General features: G+C 62.5%; 19 protein-coding genes. 1 reads left to right on the top strand and 18 read right to left on the bottom strand.

What is annotated here, in order from left to right:
- Nucleotides 1–45 precede the first annotated feature (45 nt).
- From atpA to KT882_RS01675, 11 genes are all read right to left on the bottom strand, one after another.
- Entirely contained in the window at nt 46–1,587 is a 1,542-nt protein-coding gene (gene atpA / locus KT882_RS01725) for a F0F1 ATP synthase subunit alpha (RefSeq protein ID WP_161070244.1), read from the bottom strand.
- A 71-nt stretch (nt 1,588–1,658) separates the two neighbouring features.
- Entirely contained in the window at nt 1,659–2,192 is a 534-nt protein-coding gene (locus KT882_RS01720; RefSeq protein WP_161070245.1) for a F0F1 ATP synthase subunit delta, read from the bottom strand.
- Nucleotides 2,193–2,194: 2 nt separating this feature from the next.
- Complete coding sequence (locus KT882_RS01715) at nt 2,195–2,665, bottom strand: F0F1 ATP synthase subunit B (protein WP_161070246.1); 471 nt, start codon at nt 2,663–2,665, stop codon at nt 2,195–2,197.
- 38 nt (nt 2,666–2,703) lie between these two features.
- The gene (atpE, locus tag KT882_RS01710) at nt 2,704–2,979 is read right to left on the bottom strand and encodes a F0F1 ATP synthase subunit C (protein WP_161070247.1); all 276 of its coding nucleotides are present in this window, start codon (nt 2,977–2,979) and stop codon (nt 2,704–2,706) included.
- A gap of 60 nt (nt 2,980–3,039) precedes the next feature.
- Nucleotides 3,040–3,837 carry a F0F1 ATP synthase subunit A gene (gene atpB / locus KT882_RS01705; protein ID WP_161070248.1) on the bottom strand — a complete coding sequence of 266 codons (798 nt, stop codon included), beginning with the start codon at nt 3,835–3,837 and terminating at the stop codon, nt 3,040–3,042.
- A gap of 22 nt (nt 3,838–3,859) precedes the next feature.
- Nucleotides 3,860–4,228 (bottom strand): ATP synthase subunit I, encoded by a 369-nt coding sequence (locus tag KT882_RS01700; RefSeq protein WP_228894198.1) that lies wholly within the window; start codon nt 4,226–4,228, stop codon nt 3,860–3,862.
- Between the two features lie 219 nt (nt 4,229–4,447).
- Nucleotides 4,448–5,335, bottom strand: coding sequence for a ParB/RepB/Spo0J family partition protein (locus KT882_RS01695; RefSeq protein ID WP_161070249.1), 888 nt, complete (start codon nt 5,333–5,335; stop codon nt 4,448–4,450).
- A gap of 19 nt (nt 5,336–5,354) precedes the next feature.
- Nucleotides 5,355–6,125 carry a ParA family protein gene (locus KT882_RS01690; protein WP_161070250.1) on the bottom strand — a complete coding sequence of 257 codons (771 nt, stop codon included), beginning with the start codon at nt 6,123–6,125 and terminating at the stop codon, nt 5,355–5,357.
- A gap of 96 nt (nt 6,126–6,221) precedes the next feature.
- Nucleotides 6,222–6,866, bottom strand: a complete 645-nt coding sequence (rsmG, locus tag KT882_RS01685) for a 16S rRNA (guanine(527)-N(7))-methyltransferase RsmG (RefSeq protein WP_161070251.1) — start codon at nt 6,864–6,866, stop codon at nt 6,222–6,224.
- Nucleotides 6,863–8,794 (bottom strand): tRNA uridine-5-carboxymethylaminomethyl(34) synthesis enzyme MnmG, encoded by a 1,932-nt coding sequence (gene mnmG / locus KT882_RS01680; protein ID WP_161070252.1) that lies wholly within the window; start codon nt 8,792–8,794, stop codon nt 6,863–6,865. The genes rsmG and mnmG overlap by 4 nt, the downstream gene beginning before the upstream one ends.
- Before the next feature lie 186 nt (nt 8,795–8,980).
- The gene (locus KT882_RS01675) at nt 8,981–9,742 is read right to left on the bottom strand and encodes a sulfite exporter TauE/SafE family protein (protein ID WP_161070253.1); all 762 of its coding nucleotides are present in this window, start codon (nt 9,740–9,742) and stop codon (nt 8,981–8,983) included.
- A 139-nt stretch (nt 9,743–9,881) separates the two neighbouring features.
- Between KT882_RS01675 and KT882_RS01670 the strand changes: the two genes are divergently transcribed.
- The gene (locus tag KT882_RS01670) at nt 9,882–11,048 is read left to right on the top strand and encodes an iron-containing alcohol dehydrogenase (protein WP_228896825.1); all 1,167 of its coding nucleotides are present in this window, start codon (nt 9,882–9,884) and stop codon (nt 11,046–11,048) included.
- A gap of 17 nt (nt 11,049–11,065) precedes the next feature.
- On the opposite strand, the gene KT882_RS01665 is transcribed toward KT882_RS01670, so the two are convergent.
- From KT882_RS01665 to KT882_RS01635, 7 genes are all read right to left on the bottom strand, one after another.
- Entirely contained in the window at nt 11,066–13,141 is a 2,076-nt protein-coding gene (locus KT882_RS01665; RefSeq protein ID WP_228894197.1) for a D-(-)-3-hydroxybutyrate oligomer hydrolase, read from the bottom strand.
- 68 nt (nt 13,142–13,209) lie between these two features.
- Nucleotides 13,210–14,181, bottom strand: a complete 972-nt coding sequence (locus KT882_RS01660; protein WP_161070255.1) for a branched-chain amino acid ABC transporter permease — start codon at nt 14,179–14,181, stop codon at nt 13,210–13,212.
- Nucleotides 14,182–14,191: 10 nt separating this feature from the next.
- Nucleotides 14,192–15,076, bottom strand: coding sequence for a branched-chain amino acid ABC transporter permease (locus tag KT882_RS01655; RefSeq protein ID WP_161070256.1), 885 nt, complete (start codon nt 15,074–15,076; stop codon nt 14,192–14,194).
- 86 nt (nt 15,077–15,162) lie between these two features.
- Nucleotides 15,163–16,371 (bottom strand): ABC transporter substrate-binding protein, encoded by a 1,209-nt coding sequence (locus KT882_RS01650; protein WP_161070257.1) that lies wholly within the window; start codon nt 16,369–16,371, stop codon nt 15,163–15,165.
- A 43-nt stretch (nt 16,372–16,414) separates the two neighbouring features.
- Entirely contained in the window at nt 16,415–17,122 is a 708-nt protein-coding gene (locus tag KT882_RS01645; protein WP_228894196.1) for an ABC transporter ATP-binding protein, read from the bottom strand.
- A complete protein-coding gene (locus tag KT882_RS01640) occupies nt 17,122–17,892 on the bottom strand; it encodes an ABC transporter ATP-binding protein (protein ID WP_161070259.1) in 771 nt (256 codons plus the stop codon). The genes KT882_RS01645 and KT882_RS01640 overlap by 1 nt, the downstream gene beginning before the upstream one ends.
- Nucleotides 17,893–18,033: 141 nt before the next feature.
- Nucleotides 18,034–19,665 carry a GMC family oxidoreductase gene (locus tag KT882_RS01635; protein ID WP_228894195.1) on the bottom strand — a complete coding sequence of 544 codons (1,632 nt, stop codon included), beginning with the start codon at nt 19,663–19,665 and terminating at the stop codon, nt 18,034–18,036.
- Nucleotides 19,666–19,675: the final 10 nt, after the last annotated feature.

Raw genomic sequence — 19,675 nt, 5'->3', positions numbered from 1 at the left:
TGCGCTGAGGGCGGTCCGGGCTGTACGCCCGCACCGCCGTGCCGCTTAAAATGCGCCGGATTTCTTGAAATCAGCAATGGCGGCCGACAGGGCAGCTTCGCCGTCTTTGTCCAGTTGCTTGGTTTCTTCGATCTTGGCCAGCAGAGCAGCTTGCTTGGTCTTCAGGTAGGCGTGCAGGCCGGCTTCGAATGGCAGCACTTTCTTCACTGCCACGTCGTCCAGGAAGCCCTTGTTCACTGCGAACAGGGATGCGCCCATCAGGGAAATCGACAGCGGCGAGTACTGAGCCTGCTTCAGCAGTTCGGTCACGCGTGCGCCGCGGTCCAGCTGTTTGCGGGTCGATTCGTCCAGGTCGGAAGCGAACTGCGCGAACGCAGCCAGTTCACGGTACTGCGCCAAGTCGGTACGGATACCGCCGGACAGGTTTTTGATGACCTTGGTCTGGGCGGCGCCACCAACGCGCGATACCGAGATACCTGCGTTAATCGCAGGACGGATACCGGAGTTGAACAGCGAGGTTTCCAGGAAGATCTGGCCGTCGGTAATCGAAATCACGTTGGTTGGCACGAACGCCGAAACGTCGCCAGCCTGGGTTTCAATGATAGGCAGCGCGGTCAGCGAACCGGTCTTGCCCTTGACGGCGCCGCCGGTGAAGGCTTCGACGTAGTCGGCGTTCACGCGTGCTGCGCGTTCCAGCAGGCGGCTGTGCAGGTAGAACACGTCGCCTGGGTACGCTTCGCGGCCTGGTGGGCGGCGCAGCAGCAGGGAGATCTGACGGTAGGCAACGGCTTGCTTGGACAGGTCATCGTACACGATCAGGGCGTCTTCGCCGCGGTCGCGGAAGTATTCGCCCATGGTGCAGCCGGAGTACGCCGAGATGTACTGCATGGCGGCCGATTCGGACGCGGTGGCAGCGACAACAATGGTGTATTCCATCGCGCCGTGCGTTTCCAGCGAGCGCACGATGTTCTTGATGGTGGAAGCTTTCTGGCCGATTGCAACGTAGATGCAAGTCATGCCCTGGCCTTTTTGGTTGATGATCGCATCAACCGCCACCGCCGACTTACCAGTCTGGCGGTCGCCAATGATCAGCTCACGCTGGCCACGGCCGATAGGTACCATCGCGTCGATCGACTTCAGGCCGGTCTGCATAGGCTGCGACACGGATTCGCGGGCGATCACGCCCGGTGCGATCTTTTCGATAGGCGAGGTCAGCTTGGCATCGACCGGACCTTTGCCGTCGATAGGCTGGCCCAGGGCGTTGACCACGCGGCCGCGCAGTTCAGGACCGACTGGCACTTCCAGGATGCGGCCGGTGCACTTGACCGTGTCGCCTTCCGAGATGTGCTCGTAAGCACCCAGAATCACGGCGCCGACGGAGTCGCGCTCCAGGTTCATGGCCAGGCCGAAGGTATTGCCTGGGAATTCCAGCATCTCGCCTTGCATTACGTCCGACAGACCGTGGATGCGGCAGATACCATCGGCTACGGAAATCACCGTGCCTTGATTGCGCACTTCAGCGCCGCCATCAATGCCTTGGATCCGGCTCTTGATCAGCTCGCTGATTTCAGATGGGTTGAGTTGCATACTAACTCCTAAATGTAGTTCTCTCCGCTTGCGCGAGGGTATATTTGGTCTGCCGTAGCTGCCTGCGGGTCTTAAGCGACCAGCGCGACACGCATCTGCTGCAGCTTGGCGCGGACCGAAGTGTCGAGCACTTCGTCACCGACTACCACGCGCACGCCACCGATCAACGATGGGTCTACGGTTACGCTCGGGTTGAGCTTGCGGCTGAATTTCTTTTCCAGCGTGGCGATCAGCTCGGAAACCTGGGCGGCGCTCATGTCGAACGCGCTCGTGATCTCGGCATCCGCCGCACCTTCCGCACTGTTTTTCAACAGCTGGAATTGGGCGCCGATTTCCGGCAGCAATTCGATACGGCCGTTGGCGACCAGCATGACGAGGAAGTTATTGGCTTCCGCATTCAGCGGCGTTTTCAGCAGCGACTGGATGGTGGCGGCGACATCGCTTTCCGAAACTTTCGGATTGCGGGCATAGTCCAGCACTTCGGCGTTGCCGCCGATCTGGGCCAGTTCGGACACCAGATCGGACCACTGCGCGAGGTTGCCGGCTTGGGCTACGCGAAAGAGGGCTTCCGCGTAGGGACGGGCGACGGTTGCGAGTTCAGCCATGATTACAGCTCAGTCGCGAGGCGGGCCAGCAGGTCGGCGTGGGCCGACGCGGTGACTTCGCGCTTCAGGATCTGCTCGGCGCCTTTGACCGCCAGGTCGGCTACCTGGGCGCGCAGTGCTTCGCGGGCTTGGGTAACTTGCTGGTCGGCTTCCGCTTTGGCTTGCGCAATAATGCGGTCCGCTTCGGCTTTGGCGTTGGCCTTGATTTCTTCGGCAACCAGTTGCGCACGCTTTTCCGCGTCCGAGACGCGCTGGGCAGCTTCGTCACGGGCGGAGGACAGGGCTTCGGCGGCGCGCTTTTCAGCGATTTCCATCGAAGCCTTGCCTTGGTCGGCCGCAGCCAGACCATCGGCGATACGCTTGGCACGCTCGTCCAGCGTTGCATTCAACGCTGGGAATACGAATTTCATCGAGAACCATACGAGCACCCCGAAGGTGATCATCTGGCCGATGAGCGACATATTAATGTCCATACCTTGCTCCTAAAAAGTTTCCCCGCTTGGAGCGAAGATTAGTGAGCAGCCAGAACAGCGGTCAGGAATGGGTTGTTGAACGTGAACAGCAGAGCAACACCAACACCGATCATCGAGATCGCATCCAGCAGACCAGCGATAACGAACAGCTTGGTTTGCAGTTGTGGCATCAGTTCAGGTTGACGTGCCGACGCTTCCAGGAATTTGCCGCCCAGAATGGCGAAGCCCAGTGCGGTGCCGATAGCGGCCAGACCAACGATGATAGCCACGGCCAGAACGGTCATACCTTGTACTTGTGCGATCAGAGCTTGCATGTAATTCTCCTAATTTAAAAAAAACGAAAGATACTAAAAAAACAAATATAAAGTTGCTGATTAGTGCTTCTCAACCGCGAGGGCCAGATACACAACCGTCAACGCCATAAACACAAAAGCTTGCAGAGTTACAATCAGAATGTGGAAGATTGCCCATGGACCACCCAACAGCCACTGCGCCCACCAAGGCAACAACGCGATCAGAATGAAAATCAGTTCGCCGGCGTACATATTGCCGAACAGTCGCAGCGCCAGCGAGATAGGCTTGGCCACCAGCTCAATCATCTGGAACACAAAGTTCACGGGGGCCAGCACGATGGCCATGGCGCCGTGGGCGTGGAATGGCGCGGTGAACAGTTCCTTGGTCCAGCCGCCCACGCCTTTGGCCTTGATGGAGAAGGCGATAATGCACAGCAGTACCGAGAAGGACATGCCGAAGGTGTGGTTCACGTCGGCGGTCGGCACCACGCGCAGCTTGTAGACGCCGAAGAATTCCAGCACTTTCGGCAGCAGGTCAACCGGCAGGAAGTCCATCGCGTTCATCAGCCAGACCCAGACGAAGATGGTGATGGCCAGCGGGGCGATCACCTTGCTCTTGGCGTGGAAGGCCGAGTTGACGGTGTCGTTGACCAGTTCCATGACCCATTCAACGAAGTTCTGCAGCTTGCCCGGCACGCCGGCGGTGGCGCGCTTGGACGCCATGTAGAAGATGCCCAGGAACACCAGGCCCAGAAGCGCCGAAACCCAGAACGTGTCCAGGTTGATGGTGTTGTCCGCATTGCGCAGGTGCGACAAGTGGTGCTGAATATACTCTGTGGCGTTAGCCGGAGCCGCGTGGCCCCCGTGTTCAGTGGTCATAATGTTTGTCAGATTTTGTTAATTAAACTGCTAGCAGTGCGAACCAGTATGCGAGGGTCGCCACCGCGAAACCTATGATCAGCCATAACCAAGCGGCCGACGGAAACAGCACCAGCGCGGCAATAAACAGCGCTGCCGTGATAAAAACCTTAGTCATTTCAGCGCGGAAGTGCCGCTGAAACGCTTTTTTCGCGTCATTCGTTCCGCCCGCGACGATGATCGCGTACACCAGGCTCCCGATGACTGCGATCATTCCGCCCAAAGCGGCAGACCAGCCTCTCTCAACGCTGCCAAAGTAAGCTGTGGCGGCGGAAAAAAACGTGGCGATTGTGAACTGCAAGGCAACAACTTTAAACACGGGGGAGGCAATGTTCTGCGTAAAATCACTCACTTGCCAGGTTCCCAGAGAAAGCGTATACACCTAAAGACACGGGATTATATTAGGATTTGCTTAGTTTGGTCAAACATGGTGCGCTGCAACATGGCCGTTTGGGCAAGAAAGATACGGTTTTTGGGGGGATGCACCAAGTTGGCGCATGCTGTGCGCGCTACCAGGCAAAGGGCCGGGGTCAGACCCTTTGGGTCTGACCCCAGATGTCGAGTCCAGCTATCAGCCGCGCAAACGGCTTAACAAACCATCAAGCACATCCAGGTCGGCGAAGTCGATCACCATCTGGCCGCGGCCCTTGCTTCCCATCTTGAACACCACCGGCGTGGCCAGCAGGTCGGCCAGCTCTTCCTCCAGGCGCAGGATGTCGCCGGATTTTTCCTTCTGCTTGCGCTCGGACTGTTCGGATTGCTCCTCCTGCGCCCGCTGCACCAGCTTTTCCGTCTCGCGCACCGACAAACGTTTTGCCACAACAACATTGGCCAGCGTGATCTGCGTGGCGGCATCGACCGCCAGCAGGGCGCGCGCATGGCCCATGTCGATATCGCCCGCCATCAGCATGGTCTGCACCGGCGCCGCCAGGTTGATCAGCCTTAGCAGATTGGAAACGGCGCTGCGCGAGCGGCCGACGGCGGTGGCCGCCTGCTCGTGGGTGAAATCGAATTCCGAGATCAGGCGCGAGATGCCCTGCGCCTCTTCCAGCGGATTCAGGTCCTCGCGCTGCATGTTCTCGATCAGCGCCATGGCGGCGGCGGTCTTGTCGTCCACCTCGCGCACCAGCACCGGCACCTGCTCCAGGCCGGCCAGCTGGGCCGCGCGGAAACGGCGCTCGCCGGCGATGATTTCATATTTTACAAGGCCGGACTTGTCCTTGCCGACAGGACGCACCAGGATGGGCTGCATGATGCCCTGGGTCTTGATCGAGGCGGCCAGCTCGGCCAGGCCGCCCTCGTCCATGCGCGTGCGCGGCTGGTATTTGCCCGCTTGCATTTGTGTTACCGCCAGCTCGCTCGGCGCGCTGCCGTTCGAAGCCGGGTTGGATGGATCGCCGTCGCCGCCCAGCAGGGCGTCCAGGCCGCGTCCCAGGCCTTTCAGTTTCTTGGTTGCCATTTTTGATTAGTCCGTCCGGTTACATCTTCTTGATACGCTTGACCATCTCCGCGCCGAAGGCGATGTAGGCTTGCGCGCCCTTGGAGGATGGATCGAAGGTCACGCCGGGCATGCCGTAGGACGGCGCTTCGGCCAGGCGCACGTTGCGCGGGATGATGGTCTTGAAGACCTTGTCGCCGAAGTGCTGCTCCAGCTGCGCCGACACCTGCTGCGACAGCGTCATGCGCGGATCGAACATCACGCGCAGCAGGCCGATGATCTTCAGGTCCGGGTTCAGGTTGGCGTGCACCTTCTTGATGGTGTTCACCAGGTCGGACAAGCCTTCCAGCGCGTAGTACTCGCACTGCATGGGAATGATCACGCCGTGCGCGGCGCACAGGCCGTTCAGCGTCAGCATGGACAGCGCGGGCGGACAGTCGATCAGGATGAAGTCGTACTCCTTGTCGACGGCGGCCAGCGCATCCTTCAGGCGGCGTTCGCGGTTGTCCAGCTCCACCATCTCCACTTCCGCGCCGGCCAGCTCGCGGTTGGACGGCAGCACGTCGAAGCGCCCTGCTTCCGAACGCTGGCGCGCCGTGGCCACGTCGGTCTGGCCCAGCAGCACCTCATAGGTCGAGGCGGTCAGCCCGGCCTTGTTCACGCCCGCGCCCATGGTGGCGTTGCCCTGCGGGTCCAGGTCCACCAGCAGCACGCGCTGGTTCAGTTTGGCCAGTCCGGCGGAGAGGTTGACCGTGGTGGTGGTTTTTCCCACGCCGCCCTTTTGATTCGCTACACAAAAAATTTTGGCCATGTACTCTTCTTATTCGCTATATCGTTTATACGGTATAAATCGTTTATATTGTTTATTTCATTTATACGGTATAAATGGTTTATACCGTATAAATTATTAAGCCTTGTTGATGAAGACCAGGTGGCGCTCCGCCTCCAGCCCCGGCACTTTCAAGGCCTGCAGCCGCTCCACTTTCCACGGCTCCGGCAGGCGCTCGCGCTCGTCCTGCGGCGCCGTGCCTTTCAGCGCGATAAAGCGGCCACCCTCGGCCAGCAGGTGCCCGGACCAGTTCACGAAGTCGCTCAGGTCCGCGAAGGCGCGCGACGTGATCACGTCGAAGGGTTGCTTCACTTCCAGATCCTGCACCTTCTTGGTGTACACCGTCACGTTGGCCAGGCCCAGCTCCGCCTTCACCTGCGTCAGGAAGGCGGTTTTCTTGTGCACCGTATCGATCATGGACAGCTTCATGTCCGGCTTGGAGATCGCCAGCACCACGCCAGGCAAGCCACCGCCCGCGCCCACGTCCAGCACGTTCTGCGCATCCTGGAAGGCCGGCACGGCGGCCAGCGAGTCCAGCAAATGCAGCGTCATCATCTGCATCGGATCGCGCACCGAGGTCAGGTTGTAGACGCTGTTCCACTTGTTCAGCAGCGCCAGGTAATCCAGCAGCTGCTCCTGCTGCGCGGCGGACAGCTCCAACGCCAGCTCCGCCACCCCCTGCTTCAACACTTCGGCCAATGCTACCCGGTCGAATACCTTCATTGCACAGCCTCATCTTTCAAGTTCACGAAACCGCCGAAACCGGTCTTTTTCAAGTGCACCAGCAGCAGCGAAATCGCCGCCGGGGTCACGCCCGAGATGCGCGAAGCCTGGCCCAGGGTTTCCGGGCGCTGCGCATGCAGTTTTTGGCGCACTTCCACCGACAGCGCGGTGATCTCCAGGTAGTTGAAACCTTCCGGCAGTTTCAGGTTTTCGTAGTGCTCGTGGCGCTCCACTTCCTTGCTCTGGCGGTCGATATAGCCCGAATATTTGAGCTGGATTTCCACCTGTTCCTGCACCGCCGCGTCGTTCACGCCGGGGCCGGCCAGGGCCTGCCCTTCCAGGCCGGACATGGTCATCAGCTTGTCGTAGGCCACGCCCGGACGGCGCAGCAGATCGGCCAGCGAATACTCGCGTTCGATGGCCTGGCCGATCACGCGTTCGGACTCGTCCGCCGCCAGGATGCGCGGGTTCACCCACGTGGAACGCAGGCGCTCCAGCTCCTTGGCCACGGCTTCGCGCTTGCGGTCGAAGGCTTCCCACTGCGCATCGCCGACCACGCCCAGCTTGCGGCCGATCTCGGTCAAACGCATGTCCGCGTTGTCTTCGCGCAGGCTCAGGCGGTACTCGGCGCGGCTGGTGAACATGCGGTACGGCTCCTGCACGCCCTGCGTGACCAGGTCGTCCACCAGCACGCCCAGGTAGGCTTCCGAGCGGGCAGGGGTCCAGGACTCCTTGCCCTGGGTCTGCAGCGCAGCGTTGATGCCGGCCAGCATGCCCTGCGCGGCCGCTTCCTCGTAGCCCGTGGTGCCGTTGATCTGGCCCGCGAAATACAGGCCGCCAACGGCCTTGGTTTCCAGCGACGCCTTCAGGCCGCGCGGGTCGAAATAGTCGTATTCGATGGCGTAGCCGGGACGCAGGATGTGCGCGTTTTCCATGCCCTTCATCGAGCGCACCAGTTCAATCTGCACGTCGAATGGCAGGCTGGTGGAGATGCCGTTCGGGTAGAACTCGTTGGTGGTCAGGCCTTCCGGCTCCAGGAAAATCTGGTGCGATTCCTTGGACGAGAAGCGGTGGATCTTGTCCTCGATGGACGGGCAATAGCGCGGCCCGACACCCTCGATCACGCCGGTGTACATGGGGCTGCGGTCCAGGCCGGCACGGATAATGTCGTGCGTCTTGGTGTTGGTGTGCGTGACCCAGCACGGCATCTGGCGCGGGTGCATGGCGGTGTTGCCCATCACGGAAAACACCGGCACAGGATCCAGGTCGCCCGGCTGTTCGGTCATGGCCGACAGGTCGATGCTGCGGCCATCGATGCGCGGCGGCGTGCCGGTTTTCAGGCGGCCCTGCGGCAGCTTCAGCTCCTTCAGGCGGGCCGACAGCGAGATCGCAGGCGGGTCGCCGGCGCGGCCGGCCGAGTAGTTCTGCAGGCCGACATGGATCTTCCCGTCCAGGAAAGTGCCGGCGGTCAGCACCACGGCCGGGGCCAGGAACTTCAGGCCGATCTGGGTGACGGCGCCAACCACGCGGTCGCCCTCCACCATCAGGTCGTCCACGGCCTGCTGGAACAGCCACAGATTGGGCTGGTTTTCCAGGCGCGAGCGGATGGCCTGCTTGTACAGAATGCGGTCGGCCTGGGCGCGGGTGGCGCGCACGGCAGGGCCCTTGGAGGAATTCAGGATGCGGAACTGGATGCCCGACTCGTCCGTGGCAATCGCCATGGCGCCGCCCATCGCGTCGACTTCTTTGACCAGATGGCCTTTGCCGATGCCGCCGATGGATGGGTTGCACGACATCTGGCCCAGCGTCTCTATGTTATGCGTGAGCAAGAGCGTCTTCTGGCCCATGCGGGCAGAAGCGAGGGCCGCCTCGGTGCCGGCATGACCGCCGCCGACAACGATGACGTCGAATTGGGTAGGAAATAACATTTTGGTAATGGGGTAAGTGCGAGGGATGAGACCAGATTATAGAGTCTTTTTGCTGCTGCGACTTTTTTAGGCAAAAATTTAGGCATGGAATGGCCCATTGTTTCACGTGGAACATTCGCCTTTGTTGAGCTGGGGACGTAAAAAAGGGCGCCGAAGCGCCCTCATCCACTGTTCCACGTGAAACAATCACTTCAGGAAAGCGTCATAACCCGACTTGAAGATCAGTATCGTCACCACCACCAGGAACAGGCGGCGCACGAAACCGCTGCCGTGCTTGAGCGCCAGCTTGGTGCCCAGGATGGAGCCGCAGACCTGGCACACCGCCATCATCAAACCCAGCTGCCAGATCAGGTGGCCGCTGTAGCCAAACCACACCAGCGCGGCAAAGTTGCACGCCACATTGACCACCTTGGCCACGGCGGACGCCGCCAGGAAGTCGAAGCCGAAGAAGCGCACGAACAGGAACACCAGGAAGCTGCCGGTGCCCGGGCCGAAGAAGCCGTCGTAGAAGCCGATCGCCGCGCCAATGATCACCGCCCACACCTGCTCGCGCACGCCGCTGTGCAGCGGCGCGTGCACGCTGCCCAGGTCTTTCTTCCAGAAGGTGTAGGCCGCGACCGCGATCAGCACCACCGGCAGCAGGCCGCGCATAAAGTCGGCCGGAATGCGGGTGACAGTGTAAGCACCGAGAAAGGCAAACACCAGCGCCGAGACGGAAGCCGGCGCGGCGGTCGACCAGGCGATGCGCACGCGGCGCGCGTAGTTGACAGCGGCGGCGGCGGTGCCGAAGATGGAAGCCAGTTTGTTCGTGCCCAGCAAGGTAGCCGGCGCCGTCCCCTGGAACACCGAGAAGATCACCGGGATCTGTATCAGCCCGCCCCCGCCCACCACCGCATCCACCAGACCCGCCGAAAAAGCCGCCACACCCAACACCAGATATTCAACCATCACACCCACCAGACACCCGCTCGCGCGGAAACAAAGAGGCCATCATTGTACGGAAGAAAGCGCGCCGCCGCCCGCCTCGGCCCGGCAGGTTTTGGTGTAAGCTGGAATGCCAACATTCCACGCCGACCACGATCACGCCATGAATGATTTCCCCGCCTTCGCTTTCAGCACCGTAGCCCACATCGTTTCAGAACTGGGCGCGACCCGCAAACTGGGCGAGCTGGTGCGCGCCCGCTTTCCGTCGGCGCAGCGCGTGCTGCTGGTGACGGACCCCGGCTTCCTGAAAACCGGCCTGGTGCAAGCGCCCGCCGACAGCCTGGCGGCCGCAGGATTTCACGTGAAAATCTATTCGGACGTGGTGGCCGATCCGCCCGAGGCCGTGGTGCTGGCCGCCGTGGCCGCAGCGCGCGGGCACGCGTCCGATGTGGTGATCGGCCTGGGCGGCGGCAGCTCGATGGACGTGGCCAAGCTGATCGCCGTGCTGGCGGGCAGCGAGCAGCCGCTGTCAGCCATCTACGGCATCGGCAATGTGCAGGGCCAGCGCCTGCCGCTGGTGCAGATCCCCACCACCGCCGGCACCGGTTCAGAGGTCACCAATATCGCCATCGTCACCACCGGCGAGACCACCAAGATGGGCGTGGTGGCGCCGCAGCTGTATGCCGACCTCGCCATCCTGGACGCGGAACTGACGACGGGTCTGCCCCCCATGGTGACCGCCGCCACCGGCATCGACGCCATGGTGCACGCCATTGAGGCCTACACCAGCCGCCATAAAAAGAACCCCCTGTCGGACATGCTGGCGCGCCAGGCGCTGGGGCTGCTGTCGCGCAACCTGATCCCGGCCTGCGAGAACGGCGGCAACCTGGCCGCGCGCCAGGCCATGCTGCTGGGCGCCATGCTGGCGGGACAGGCGTTTTCCAACGCGCCGGTGGCGGCCGTGCACGCGCTGGCCTATCCGATAGGCGGCATCTTCCATGTGCCGCACGGCTTGTCGAATTCGCTGGTGCTGCCGCATGTGATGCGCTTCAACGCACCGGCGGCCGCGCCACTGTACGCGGAGCTGGCCGCCATCGTGGTGCCGCATGCGGAAGGTTCGGTGGAGGCAAGATCGGAAGCGCTGATTGTTGCCATGCAGCAAATTGCGATCATCTCGGGGATAGAGCGCAGCCTGCAGCAGGTCGGCATCGCCGAGAGCGACCTGGACCGCTTGGCCGACGACGCCATGCTGCAAACCCGTCTGCTGGGTAATAATCCGCGCGACGTGAGCCGCGCGGATGCCAGGGCGATCTACGCCGCAGCGCTGTAAAGCTTACGCTGTAGAGCTTAGTTGGGCACGTCCACCGTGCTGTTGCCCACCGTAATGGCGTTGTTGCCGGCGGAAGCGGCAATCGGCGGCAGGTTGGCCACGGTGATCGGCACCGCGTTGCTGGCGCGCGTGGTGGTGCGCACCACTTGCGACGGCGGCAGCGGCGCCCCCGTCGGATTACGCAGATTGGCGTACACCGCATCGAGCGCGCGGAACAGGTAGACGTGCAGCGGCACCACGTTGGCCGGCAGCGCGTTGGCGAAGGAATCGAAGTGATTGGCGTTGGTCACTTCGATATAGCGCAGCTTGCTGGCACTGCCCTCCGCCGTCGCGTTCAGGCCCAGGTAGGCGCGCGAGGCATGGTTGACCGGGATCAGCGCGTCGCTGCGGCCGGCCACGATAATCGCCGGTTTGCCCTTCAGGTTGCCGCTCGCCAGTACTTCCGCCACGCCCGCCTTCACGCGCGCGCTCTGGTCCGCCAGCGTGCCGCTGAGCGCGGCGCCCGTCACGGGATTGGTGCCGGTGGCCAGCGAGCGCAGGCACAGGAAGCCGTCCAGCGACTGGTCGGCCGCATTGGTCGACGGCGACACGCCCAGGTTGTAGGCCTTGGCCCCACCCACCGAGTTCTCGTAAATGACGCTGCCGATAATGCCGTTCTGCGTGGCGAAGCTGGACGCCTTCACGGCGGCCGTCAGGGCCGCCGGCGCGCCGGTGGCGTCCACGCCCGCGAAGGTGAAGCCGCATACCTTGTCGAGCGCGCTGAACTTGCCGTAGGCGTAGGCATACGTGACCGCCACCAGGATGTTGGTGCCCGCGTGCGAGGCCTGCAGCACCTCGGCATCCGCGTTCCAGCCGTAGGCTTTCAGGCGCGCCTTGGCGTCGTTCTGCTGGTCCAGCAGGCTGGCGCCGGTGAGCAGGCCCTTCGCCGCCAGCGCGCTGCAGCGTCCGCCCGACGCGACTTCGGCCAGGCAAGGCTGGTACAGCGCGGCAAAGGTCGAATAGTCGAACAGGGCTTTCCCCTGGGAAGGCACAGCAGCCCCGCCAAGGCGCACAACGTAGCCGGTGGCTACCTTGGGCTGGATTTGCGGCTCCGTGGCCGCCACGGCGCTGATAAGGCCCTTGGTGTCCTGCTCTGCGGCAAGCAAAGCCGAGCCGGCGCCGTTCGAGATGCTGGAAGCGATCGCCACGCTATTCTTCGGCGTCAGGCGCACCAGGTGGCTTTTGCCGTCCGAGGCCACCTGGCCGTAGCGCTCGTTAAGCACGTAGTAGGCGAACTCCACCGCTTGCAGCGTGATCTTGCCCCAGTCCTTTTCCGGATTCTGCTGCGAGTGCGCATGCTTGAAGGCGACGCGGCCCGGGTTGCTGGCGGCAAAGGCGGCGCGTTCCGCCTCGGTGTAGGCCGGGGAGAAATTGGCGCTCTTGCCGGCCGCCGCGCGCGTGGCGCGCTGGCCGTTCTGCAGGTTCACGCTGTCGTCCTCGAAGGTATACAGGCCGGTGCCGCTGCCCTTGTCCGCGTAGGCCACGGCGCAGTTGTTCTTCAGGCCCCACTCGCCCGCGCTGCCGATGGCGCCGTAGATGCCGCGCGAGCCGCTGGAGGTGCCGGTGACGATGCAGGGATTGATGGGGTCGAAGGTGGCCGGCACCTGCACCAGCAGGGTCACGTTCTGCTTGCCAGTGCCGTCGTCGGCGTAGGCGATGTATTCGGTACCGGCCACCTTGCCCTCGCCTGTTCCCGCCACGCCGGCCGCGCTGACGTTGGGGCCGTACATGGTGCCCCAGCCGCTGTTGGCACTGATGTCGAGCACGGCGCGGTAGTTGGCGTAGATGGCGTTGCGGCGCAGTTCCGCCGGGGTGGGTTTCAGTGGGTCCGCGTAGGCGGGCGCGGCGGCGGCGGCCAGGCCGGTGCGGCCCAAGCCGGCCGTCAGCAAGTCGTCCGAGCTGCCGTCGTAGCTGATGCTGCTGACCGCGCTCAGGTAGGACGGCAGCACGTTCAGTTCCTCCGGCGTGTTGCTGTTGTCGCCGCAGGACGCGAGCGTGCCGACGGCGGCGGCGATCAGGGTAAGCTTGCTGGCGATGCGGATTGTATTTTTCATTGGGTCTCCTCCATCTTGCAGATTGGTAGTCAAAAAAAACGCCGGACGAGTCCGGCGTTCTTGCTCATTCAGGCTAGCTTCTTCTGACCGAAGCGCGCCACGATTTCCCCTATTATTCCGCGCCGGAACAGCAGCACGCAGGCCACGAAAATCAAGCCGGTCACCATGCTGACCGCCTCGCCCAGCGTGTTGAACCATTCCACGCCGGTGTTGCGGGCCAGGAAGGTGCCAATGTCGCCCAGCTTGTTTTCCAGCATGATGATGATGACGGCGCCCAGCATCGGGCCGGCCAGCGTGCCCATGCCGCCAACCAGGGTCATCAGGATCACCAGGCCGGACATGGTCCAGTGCACGTCGGTCAGCGTTTCAAAGCCCAGCACCACGGTCTTGGTGGCGCCGGCCAGGCCGGCCAGCGCGGCCGACAGCACAAAGGCCATCAGCTTGTAGCGGTCCACGTCGTAGCCCAGGGAGATGGCGCGCGGCTCGTTTTCCTTGATGGCTTTGAGCACCTGGCCGAACGGCGAATGCACGGTGCGCACGATGAGCGCAAAGCCGGCCACGCAGATGGCCAGCACCACGAAATACAAGGTGGTGTCGTTGCCCAGGTCGATGGCGCCAAACAGCTTTCCACGTGGAACGCCCTGCAGGCCGTCCTCGCCGCCGGTGAACGGCGAGCGCAGCGCAACGTAGGACACCAGCTGCGCCAGCGCCAGCGTAATCATGGAGAAGTAGATGCCCTGGCGGCGGATTGCCAGGCTGCCCATCACCAGGCCGATCAGCGCCGCGCCCGCCACGCCGGCCAGCACGCCCAGCTCGAAGGGCCAGCCCAGGTCGCGCAGCACATAGCCGGCCATATAGCCCGCGCCGCCGAAGAAGGCGGCGTGGCCGAAGGACAGCAGGCCGGTAAAGCCGATCAGCAGGTTGAACGCGCAAGCGAACAGCGAGAAGCACAGCAGCTTCATCAGGAACACCGGATAGCCCACAAAGGGCGCGGCCAGGGCAATGGCTAGAACGATGGCATAGCCAATTTTCTTATTCATGGATGTTCCCTTATTTCTCTTTGCCGAACAGGCCGGCAGGACGCAGCAGCAGCACGATGACCATGACCACAAACACCACCACGGCCGAGCCCTCGGGGTAGAACACGCGGGTCATGCCCTCGATCACGCCCAGCGCCAGGCCGGTCAGGATGGAGCCCATGATGGAGCCCATGCCGCCGATCACCACCACCGCGAACACCACGATAATGAGGTTGGAGCCCATCAGCGGCGACACCTGGATAATCGGCGCGGCCAGCACGCCGGCGAAGCCCGCCAGCGCCACGCCGAAGCCGTAGGTCAGGGTCACCATCAGCGGCACGTTGATGCCGAACGCTTCCACCAGCTTGGGGTTTTCGGTACCGGCGCGCAGATAGGAGCCGAGCTTGGTTTTCTCGATCACATACCAGGTGGCCAGGCACACCGTGAGCGAGGCGACCACCACGAAGCCGCGGTAATTCGGCAGGAACATAAAGCCCAGGTCGGTTGCGCCCTGCAGCAGCGCCGGCGTTTCAAACGGCTGGCCGGACACGCCGTAGAAGGAGCGGAACACGCCCTCCACCACCAGCGTGATGCCGAAGGTCAGCAGCAGGCCGTACAGGTGGTCCAGCTTGTAGAGCCAGCGCAGCATGGTCTTCTCGATGATGATGCCGAAGATGCCGACCACGATGGGCGCCAGCGCCAGCATGGCCCAGTAGTTCAGGCCGAAATACGTCATGCCTATCCAGGCCAGGAAAGCGCCCATCATGTACAGGGCGCCGTGGGAAAAATTGATCACGTTCAGCAAGCCGAAGATCACGGCCAGGCCGAGCGACAGCATGGCATAGAAGGAGCCGTTGACGAGGCCCAGCAGCAGCTGGCTCATCATTGCAGGCAGGGGGACGCCGAATATATCCATATCTACACATTTTCCAAAGGGAGTAGGGCGGGTTAGGCGCACAGCGCCGTAACCCGCCACGCACGCGGCGCGGGCGCGCTACTGGATTACTTCCAGAGCGCGCACTTGGTTTCGGCCTTGGTCACATAAGCCTGGTCGCCCGGAATGGTGGCCACCACCTTGTAGTAGTCCCAAGGATATTTCGATTCCGACTGCTTCTTCACTTCCATCAGATACATATCGTGCACCATGCGGCCGTCCTGGCGGATCACGCCGCCCTTGGCGAACATGTCGTTGATCGGCGTTTTCTTCAGCTGCGCCATCACCTTGTCCGAATCGTCGGTGCCGACCGCTTTCACGGCCTTCAGGTAGTTGGCGGTGGCCGAGTAGTCGGCCGCCTGCAGCATGGACGGCTCCTTCTTCATCTTCTCGAAGTAGCGCTTGGACCAGGCGCGGGTGTCGGGATTCAGGTCCCAGTACCAGCCGTCGGTCAGATACATGCCCTGGGTGGTGTTCAGGCCCAGCGAGTGGATGTCGTTGATGAAGATCAGCAGGCCGGCCAGCTTCATCTTCTTGGTGATGCCGAACTCGTTGGCCGCCTTGATGGAGTTGATGGCGTCGCCGCCGGCGTTGGCCAGGCCCAGGATCTGCGCGCCGGACGACTGCGCCTGCAGCAGGAAGGACGAGAAGTCCGACGCCGACAGCGGATGCTTGACGCTGCCCAGCACCTTGCCGCCGGCCGCCTTCACCACGTCCGCCGTGTCCTTTTCCAGCGACGCGCCGAAGGCGTAGTCGGCGGTCATGAAGTACCAGTTCTTGCCGCCCTGCTTGGAGATGGCGCCGCCGGTGCCGCGCGCCAGCGCCACGGTGTCATAGGCGTAGTGCACGGTGTAAGGCGTGCATTCCTCGTTGGTCAGGCGGGCCGAGCCCGCGCCGATGGAGATGAAGATCTTCTTCTTCTCGCCCGCCACCTTGGCCATGGCCAGGTTGGCGCCCGAGTTGGTGCCGCCGATCAGCAGGTCCACGCCCTGCTGGTCGAACCATTCGCGCGCCTTGGACGCGGCGATGTCGGCCTTGTTCTGGTGGTCGGCGGAGATGAATTCAACTTTCTTGCCGGCGATAACCACGCCGGCATCGGCGATGGCCATCTTGATCGCTTCCGCGCCGCCCAGGCCGTCGATATCGGAATACAGGCCGGACATGTCGGTAATGAAGCCGATCTTGATGGTGTCGCCGGACACCTGGGCTTGCGCGCCGCAGGCCAGGCCCAGGGCGCAAACTGCTGCGGTTGCGGTGGCGATAGTTTTGAGTTTCATTTTTGTCTCCGTCCTTAAGGGTTTTGTTGTGGTACGGTAAAAATCAGACACCGAGCAGTTCGGTCAACACCGGCATCTTGGCGCTCAACTCCGATGCAGCAAAAGTCTCAACAATCTGACCATGCTCCATCACGTAAAACCGGTCCGCCAACGGAGCGGCGAAGCGGAAATTCTGTTCCACCATGACGATGGTGTAGCCCTTGGCTTTCAGGGTGGTAATCATGCGCGCCAGGCCCTGCACGATGACCGGCGCCAGGCCTTCCGAGATCTCGTCCAGCAGCAGCAGGCGCGCGCCGGTGCGCAGGATGCGCGCCACCGCCAGCATCTGCTGCTCGCCGCCGGACAAGCGGGTGCCCTGGCTGTGCTTGCGTTCCTCCAGGTTGGGGAACATGGCGTAGATTTCCTCGATCGGCATGCCCTTCTCGCCGGTCGCCAATTGCGGCGGCAGCAGCAGGTTTTCCTCGGTCGACAGCGAGGCGAAAATGCCGCGCTCCTCGGGACAATAGCCTATGCCCAGGTGGGCCACTTTATGCGTCGGCAGATCGATGGCTTCCACGCCATTGACCTTGATGGAACCTTTGCGCACGCCGGTCAAACCCATAATGGCGCGCAAGGTGGTGGTGCGGCCTGCGCCGTTGCGGCCCAGCAGTGTCACCACTTCGCCCGGCTGCACCGTGATGTTGACGTTGTGCAGGATGTGCGATTCGCCGTACCACGCCTGCAGATTGCTGATTTCCAGTGCGGCCGCCATCAGTGCGCCCCCGCCAGTTCGGCCGCTTCGGTGCCCATATACGCTTCCATCACCTGCGGATTCTTCGACACCTCGGCATAGCTGCCCTCGGCCAGCATGGCGCCGCGCTGCAGCACCGAAATCTTGTCGCAAATACCAGACACCACGTTCATATTGTGTTCCACCATCAAAATAGTGCGGCCGGCCGATACCTTCTTGATCAGCTCGGTTACGCGGTGCACGTCCTCGTGGCCCATGCCCTGCGTGGGCTCGTCGAGCAGCATCAGTTCCGGCTCCATGGCCAGCGTGGTGGCGATCTCCAGCGCGCGCTTGCGGCCGTAGGGCATGTCCACCGTGACGGTGTCGGCGAACTCGGTCAGGTCCACCTCGGCCAGCAGCTCCATGGCGCGCGCGTTGAGCTGGTTCAGCGAAGTTTCGCTGCGCCAGAAATGGAAGGTGGTGCCGAGCTGGCGCTGCAGGCCGATGCGCACGTTCTGCAGCACGGTCAGGTGGGGGAAAACAGCGGAAATCTGGAATGAGCGTATCACCCCCATGCGCGCGATATGGGCGGGCTTGGCGGCGGTGATGTCCTTGCCATTGAAGAGGATCTGGCCCGAGGTCGGCACCAGGAATTTGGTCAGCAAGTTGAAGCAGGTGGTTTTACCGGCGCCGTTGGGGCCGATCAATGCGTGTATGTGGCCGCGCTGGACCTTCAAATTCACGTCGTTTACAGCAGTGAAACCTTTGAATTCCTTGGTCAAATTTCTTGTTTCCAAGATGAAGTTTGACATCGTATCTCCTGGTTATTCTTTATAAACTGCCAAATTTTCAACCGATCATACACACAAAAAAAATCATGAACAATACAGTATAAATACCATCAAGCTAGCAAGTTTGGCTACAAACCAGCTGGCTTGATCTGGCTCAAAATATCAGGTCCGATTCCACGCGGAATGTATCATCTGCGCGGCCTTCTCCGCGATCATGATGGTCGGCGAATTGGTGTTGCCGGAGGTAATAAATGGCATCACGGAGGCGTCCGCCACCCGTAGTCCTGCTACACCGCGCACCCGCAATTGGCTGTCGACCACGGCCAGAGTGTCGTTTTTTTGCCCCATGCGGCAGGTGCCGACCGGGTGGAAGATGGTGGTGCCGATGGCGCTGGCCGCCGCCGCCAGTTCCTCGTCGCTCTGGAACTCGGGGCCGGGCTTGAATTCCTGCGGCCGGTACGGCGCCAGCGCGGGCGCGGCGGCGATGCGGCGCGTCAGTTTCAGCGCGTCCGCCGCCACCTGGCAGTCCTCCGGCGTGCTCAGATACATGGGCGTGATCTTGGGCGGCGCATAGGAATCGGCGCTGGCGATGCGGATATGGCCGCGCGAAGTGGGCCGCAGATTGCACACGCTGGCGGTGAAGGCCGGGAAAGCGTGCAGCGGGTCGCCGAACTTTTCGAGCGACAGCGGCTGCACGTGGTATTGCAGATTGGGCGTGGCCTGGGCGGCGTCCGAGCGGGCGAAAGCGCCCAGCTGCGACGGCGCCATCGACATCGGGCCGCTCTGGAACAGCGCGTACTCCATGCCGATGCGCATCTTGCCCAGCCAGTTCCCCGCCAGCACATTCAGCGTCTTCACGCCATCCACCTTGAACACCATGCGCAGCTGCAAATGGTCCTGCAGATTGGCGCCCACGCCGGACAAATCCGCCACCGGCGCCACGCCCAGTTCGTGCAGCATGCCCGCAGGACCGATGCCGGACAGCTGCAGCAAGGCCGGCGAGCCCACCGAACCGGCCGCCAGGATGGTTTCCCGCCTGACGTCCGCCCGCCACTGCGTGCCGCCGCCGGTGAAGACCACGCCCTTGCAGACCGGCCCCTGCTCTCCCTGCTCCACCAGCAACTTTTCCACATGACAGCCCGTCATCAAGGTGAAATTGGGCCGCGCCGATGCCTGTTTCAAAAAGGCCTTGGCCGTGTTCCAGCGTATGCCGCGCTTCTGGTTGACTTCAAAATAGGCGCAGCCCAGGTTGTCGCCCCGGTTGAAATCGTCCACTTTCGGGATGCCGGTCTGCTCGGCCGCATCGCGGAAAGCATCCAGTATCTGCCAAGACAGGCGCTGCTTTTCCACCCGCCACTCGCCGCCGGCGCCGTGAAACTCGCTGGCGCCGCCGTGGTGGTCCTCGCTCTGGCGGAACAGCGGCAGCACCGCGTCCCAGCGCCAGCTATCGTCGCCGCAGGCCTCGGCCCAGCGGTCGTAGTCGCCGGCCTGGCCGCGCATATAAATCATGCCGTTGATGGAAGAACTGCCGCCCAGCACTTTGCCGCGCGGATAAATCAGGCTGCGCCCGCCCAGGCCGGCGTCGGCCTCGGTGCGGTACAGCCAGTCGGTGCGGGGATTGTTGATGCAATGCAGATAACCGACCGGGATATGTATCCACAGGTAGTCGTCCCTGCCGCCCGCCTCGATCAGCAGGACTTGTACGTTTTTATCGCGCGTAAGGCGGTTGGCCAGCACACAGCCGGCAGTGCCGGCACCGATGATGATGTAGTCGAACTGTCCTGCAGATTCCAAAGACCACTCC

The sequence above is a fragment of the Pseudoduganella aquatica genome (assembly GCF_020865585.1).
Classification (GTDB): Bacteria; Pseudomonadota; Gammaproteobacteria; order Burkholderiales; family Burkholderiaceae_D; genus Rugamonas; species Rugamonas aquatica_A.
Note: the sequence above shows the minus strand (reverse complement) of the source record. Positions and strands in the feature narration are given on the sequence as shown.

Coding starts and splice junctions, on each gene's coding strand:
- atpA (WP_161070244.1), bottom strand. CDS start 1,587: ATGCAACTCAACCCATCTGAAATCAGCGAGCTGATCAAGAGCCGGATC.
- KT882_RS01720 (WP_161070245.1), bottom strand. CDS start 2,192: ATGGCTGAACTCGCAACCGTCGCCCGTCCCTACGCGGAAGCCCTCTTT.
- KT882_RS01715 (WP_161070246.1), bottom strand. CDS start 2,665: ATGGACATTAATATGTCGCTCATCGGCCAGATGATCACCTTCGGGGTG.
- atpE (WP_161070247.1), bottom strand. CDS start 2,979: ATGCAAGCTCTGATCGCACAAGTACAAGGTATGACCGTTCTGGCCGTG.
- atpB (WP_161070248.1), bottom strand. CDS start 3,837: ATGACCACTGAACACGGGGGCCACGCGGCTCCGGCTAACGCCACAGAG.
- KT882_RS01695 (WP_161070249.1), bottom strand. CDS start 5,335: ATGGCAACCAAGAAACTGAAAGGCCTGGGACGCGGCCTGGACGCCCTG.
- KT882_RS01690 (WP_161070250.1), bottom strand. CDS start 6,125: ATGGCCAAAATTTTTTGTGTAGCGAATCAAAAGGGCGGCGTGGGAAAA.
- rsmG (WP_161070251.1), bottom strand. CDS start 6,866: ATGAAGGTATTCGACCGGGTAGCATTGGCCGAAGTGTTGAAGCAGGGG.
- mnmG (WP_161070252.1), bottom strand. CDS start 8,794: ATGTTATTTCCTACCCAATTCGACGTCATCGTTGTCGGCGGCGGTCAT.
- KT882_RS01675 (WP_161070253.1), bottom strand. CDS start 9,742: ATGGTTGAATATCTGGTGTTGGGTGTGGCGGCTTTTTCGGCGGGTCTG.
- KT882_RS01670 (WP_228896825.1), top strand. CDS start 9,882: ATGAATGATTTCCCCGCCTTCGCTTTCAGCACCGTAGCCCACATCGTT.
- KT882_RS01665 (WP_228894197.1), bottom strand. CDS start 13,141: ATGAAAAATACAATCCGCATCGCCAGCAAGCTTACCCTGATCGCCGCC.
- KT882_RS01660 (WP_161070255.1), bottom strand. CDS start 14,181: ATGAATAAGAAAATTGGCTATGCCATCGTTCTAGCCATTGCCCTGGCC.
- KT882_RS01655 (WP_161070256.1), bottom strand. CDS start 15,076: ATGGATATATTCGGCGTCCCCCTGCCTGCAATGATGAGCCAGCTGCTG.
- KT882_RS01650 (WP_161070257.1), bottom strand. CDS start 16,371: ATGAAACTCAAAACTATCGCCACCGCAACCGCAGCAGTTTGCGCCCTG.
- KT882_RS01645 (WP_228894196.1), bottom strand. CDS start 17,122: ATGGCGGCCGCACTGGAAATCAGCAATCTGCAGGCGTGGTACGGCGAA.
- KT882_RS01640 (WP_161070259.1), bottom strand. CDS start 17,892: ATGTCAAACTTCATCTTGGAAACAAGAAATTTGACCAAGGAATTCAAA.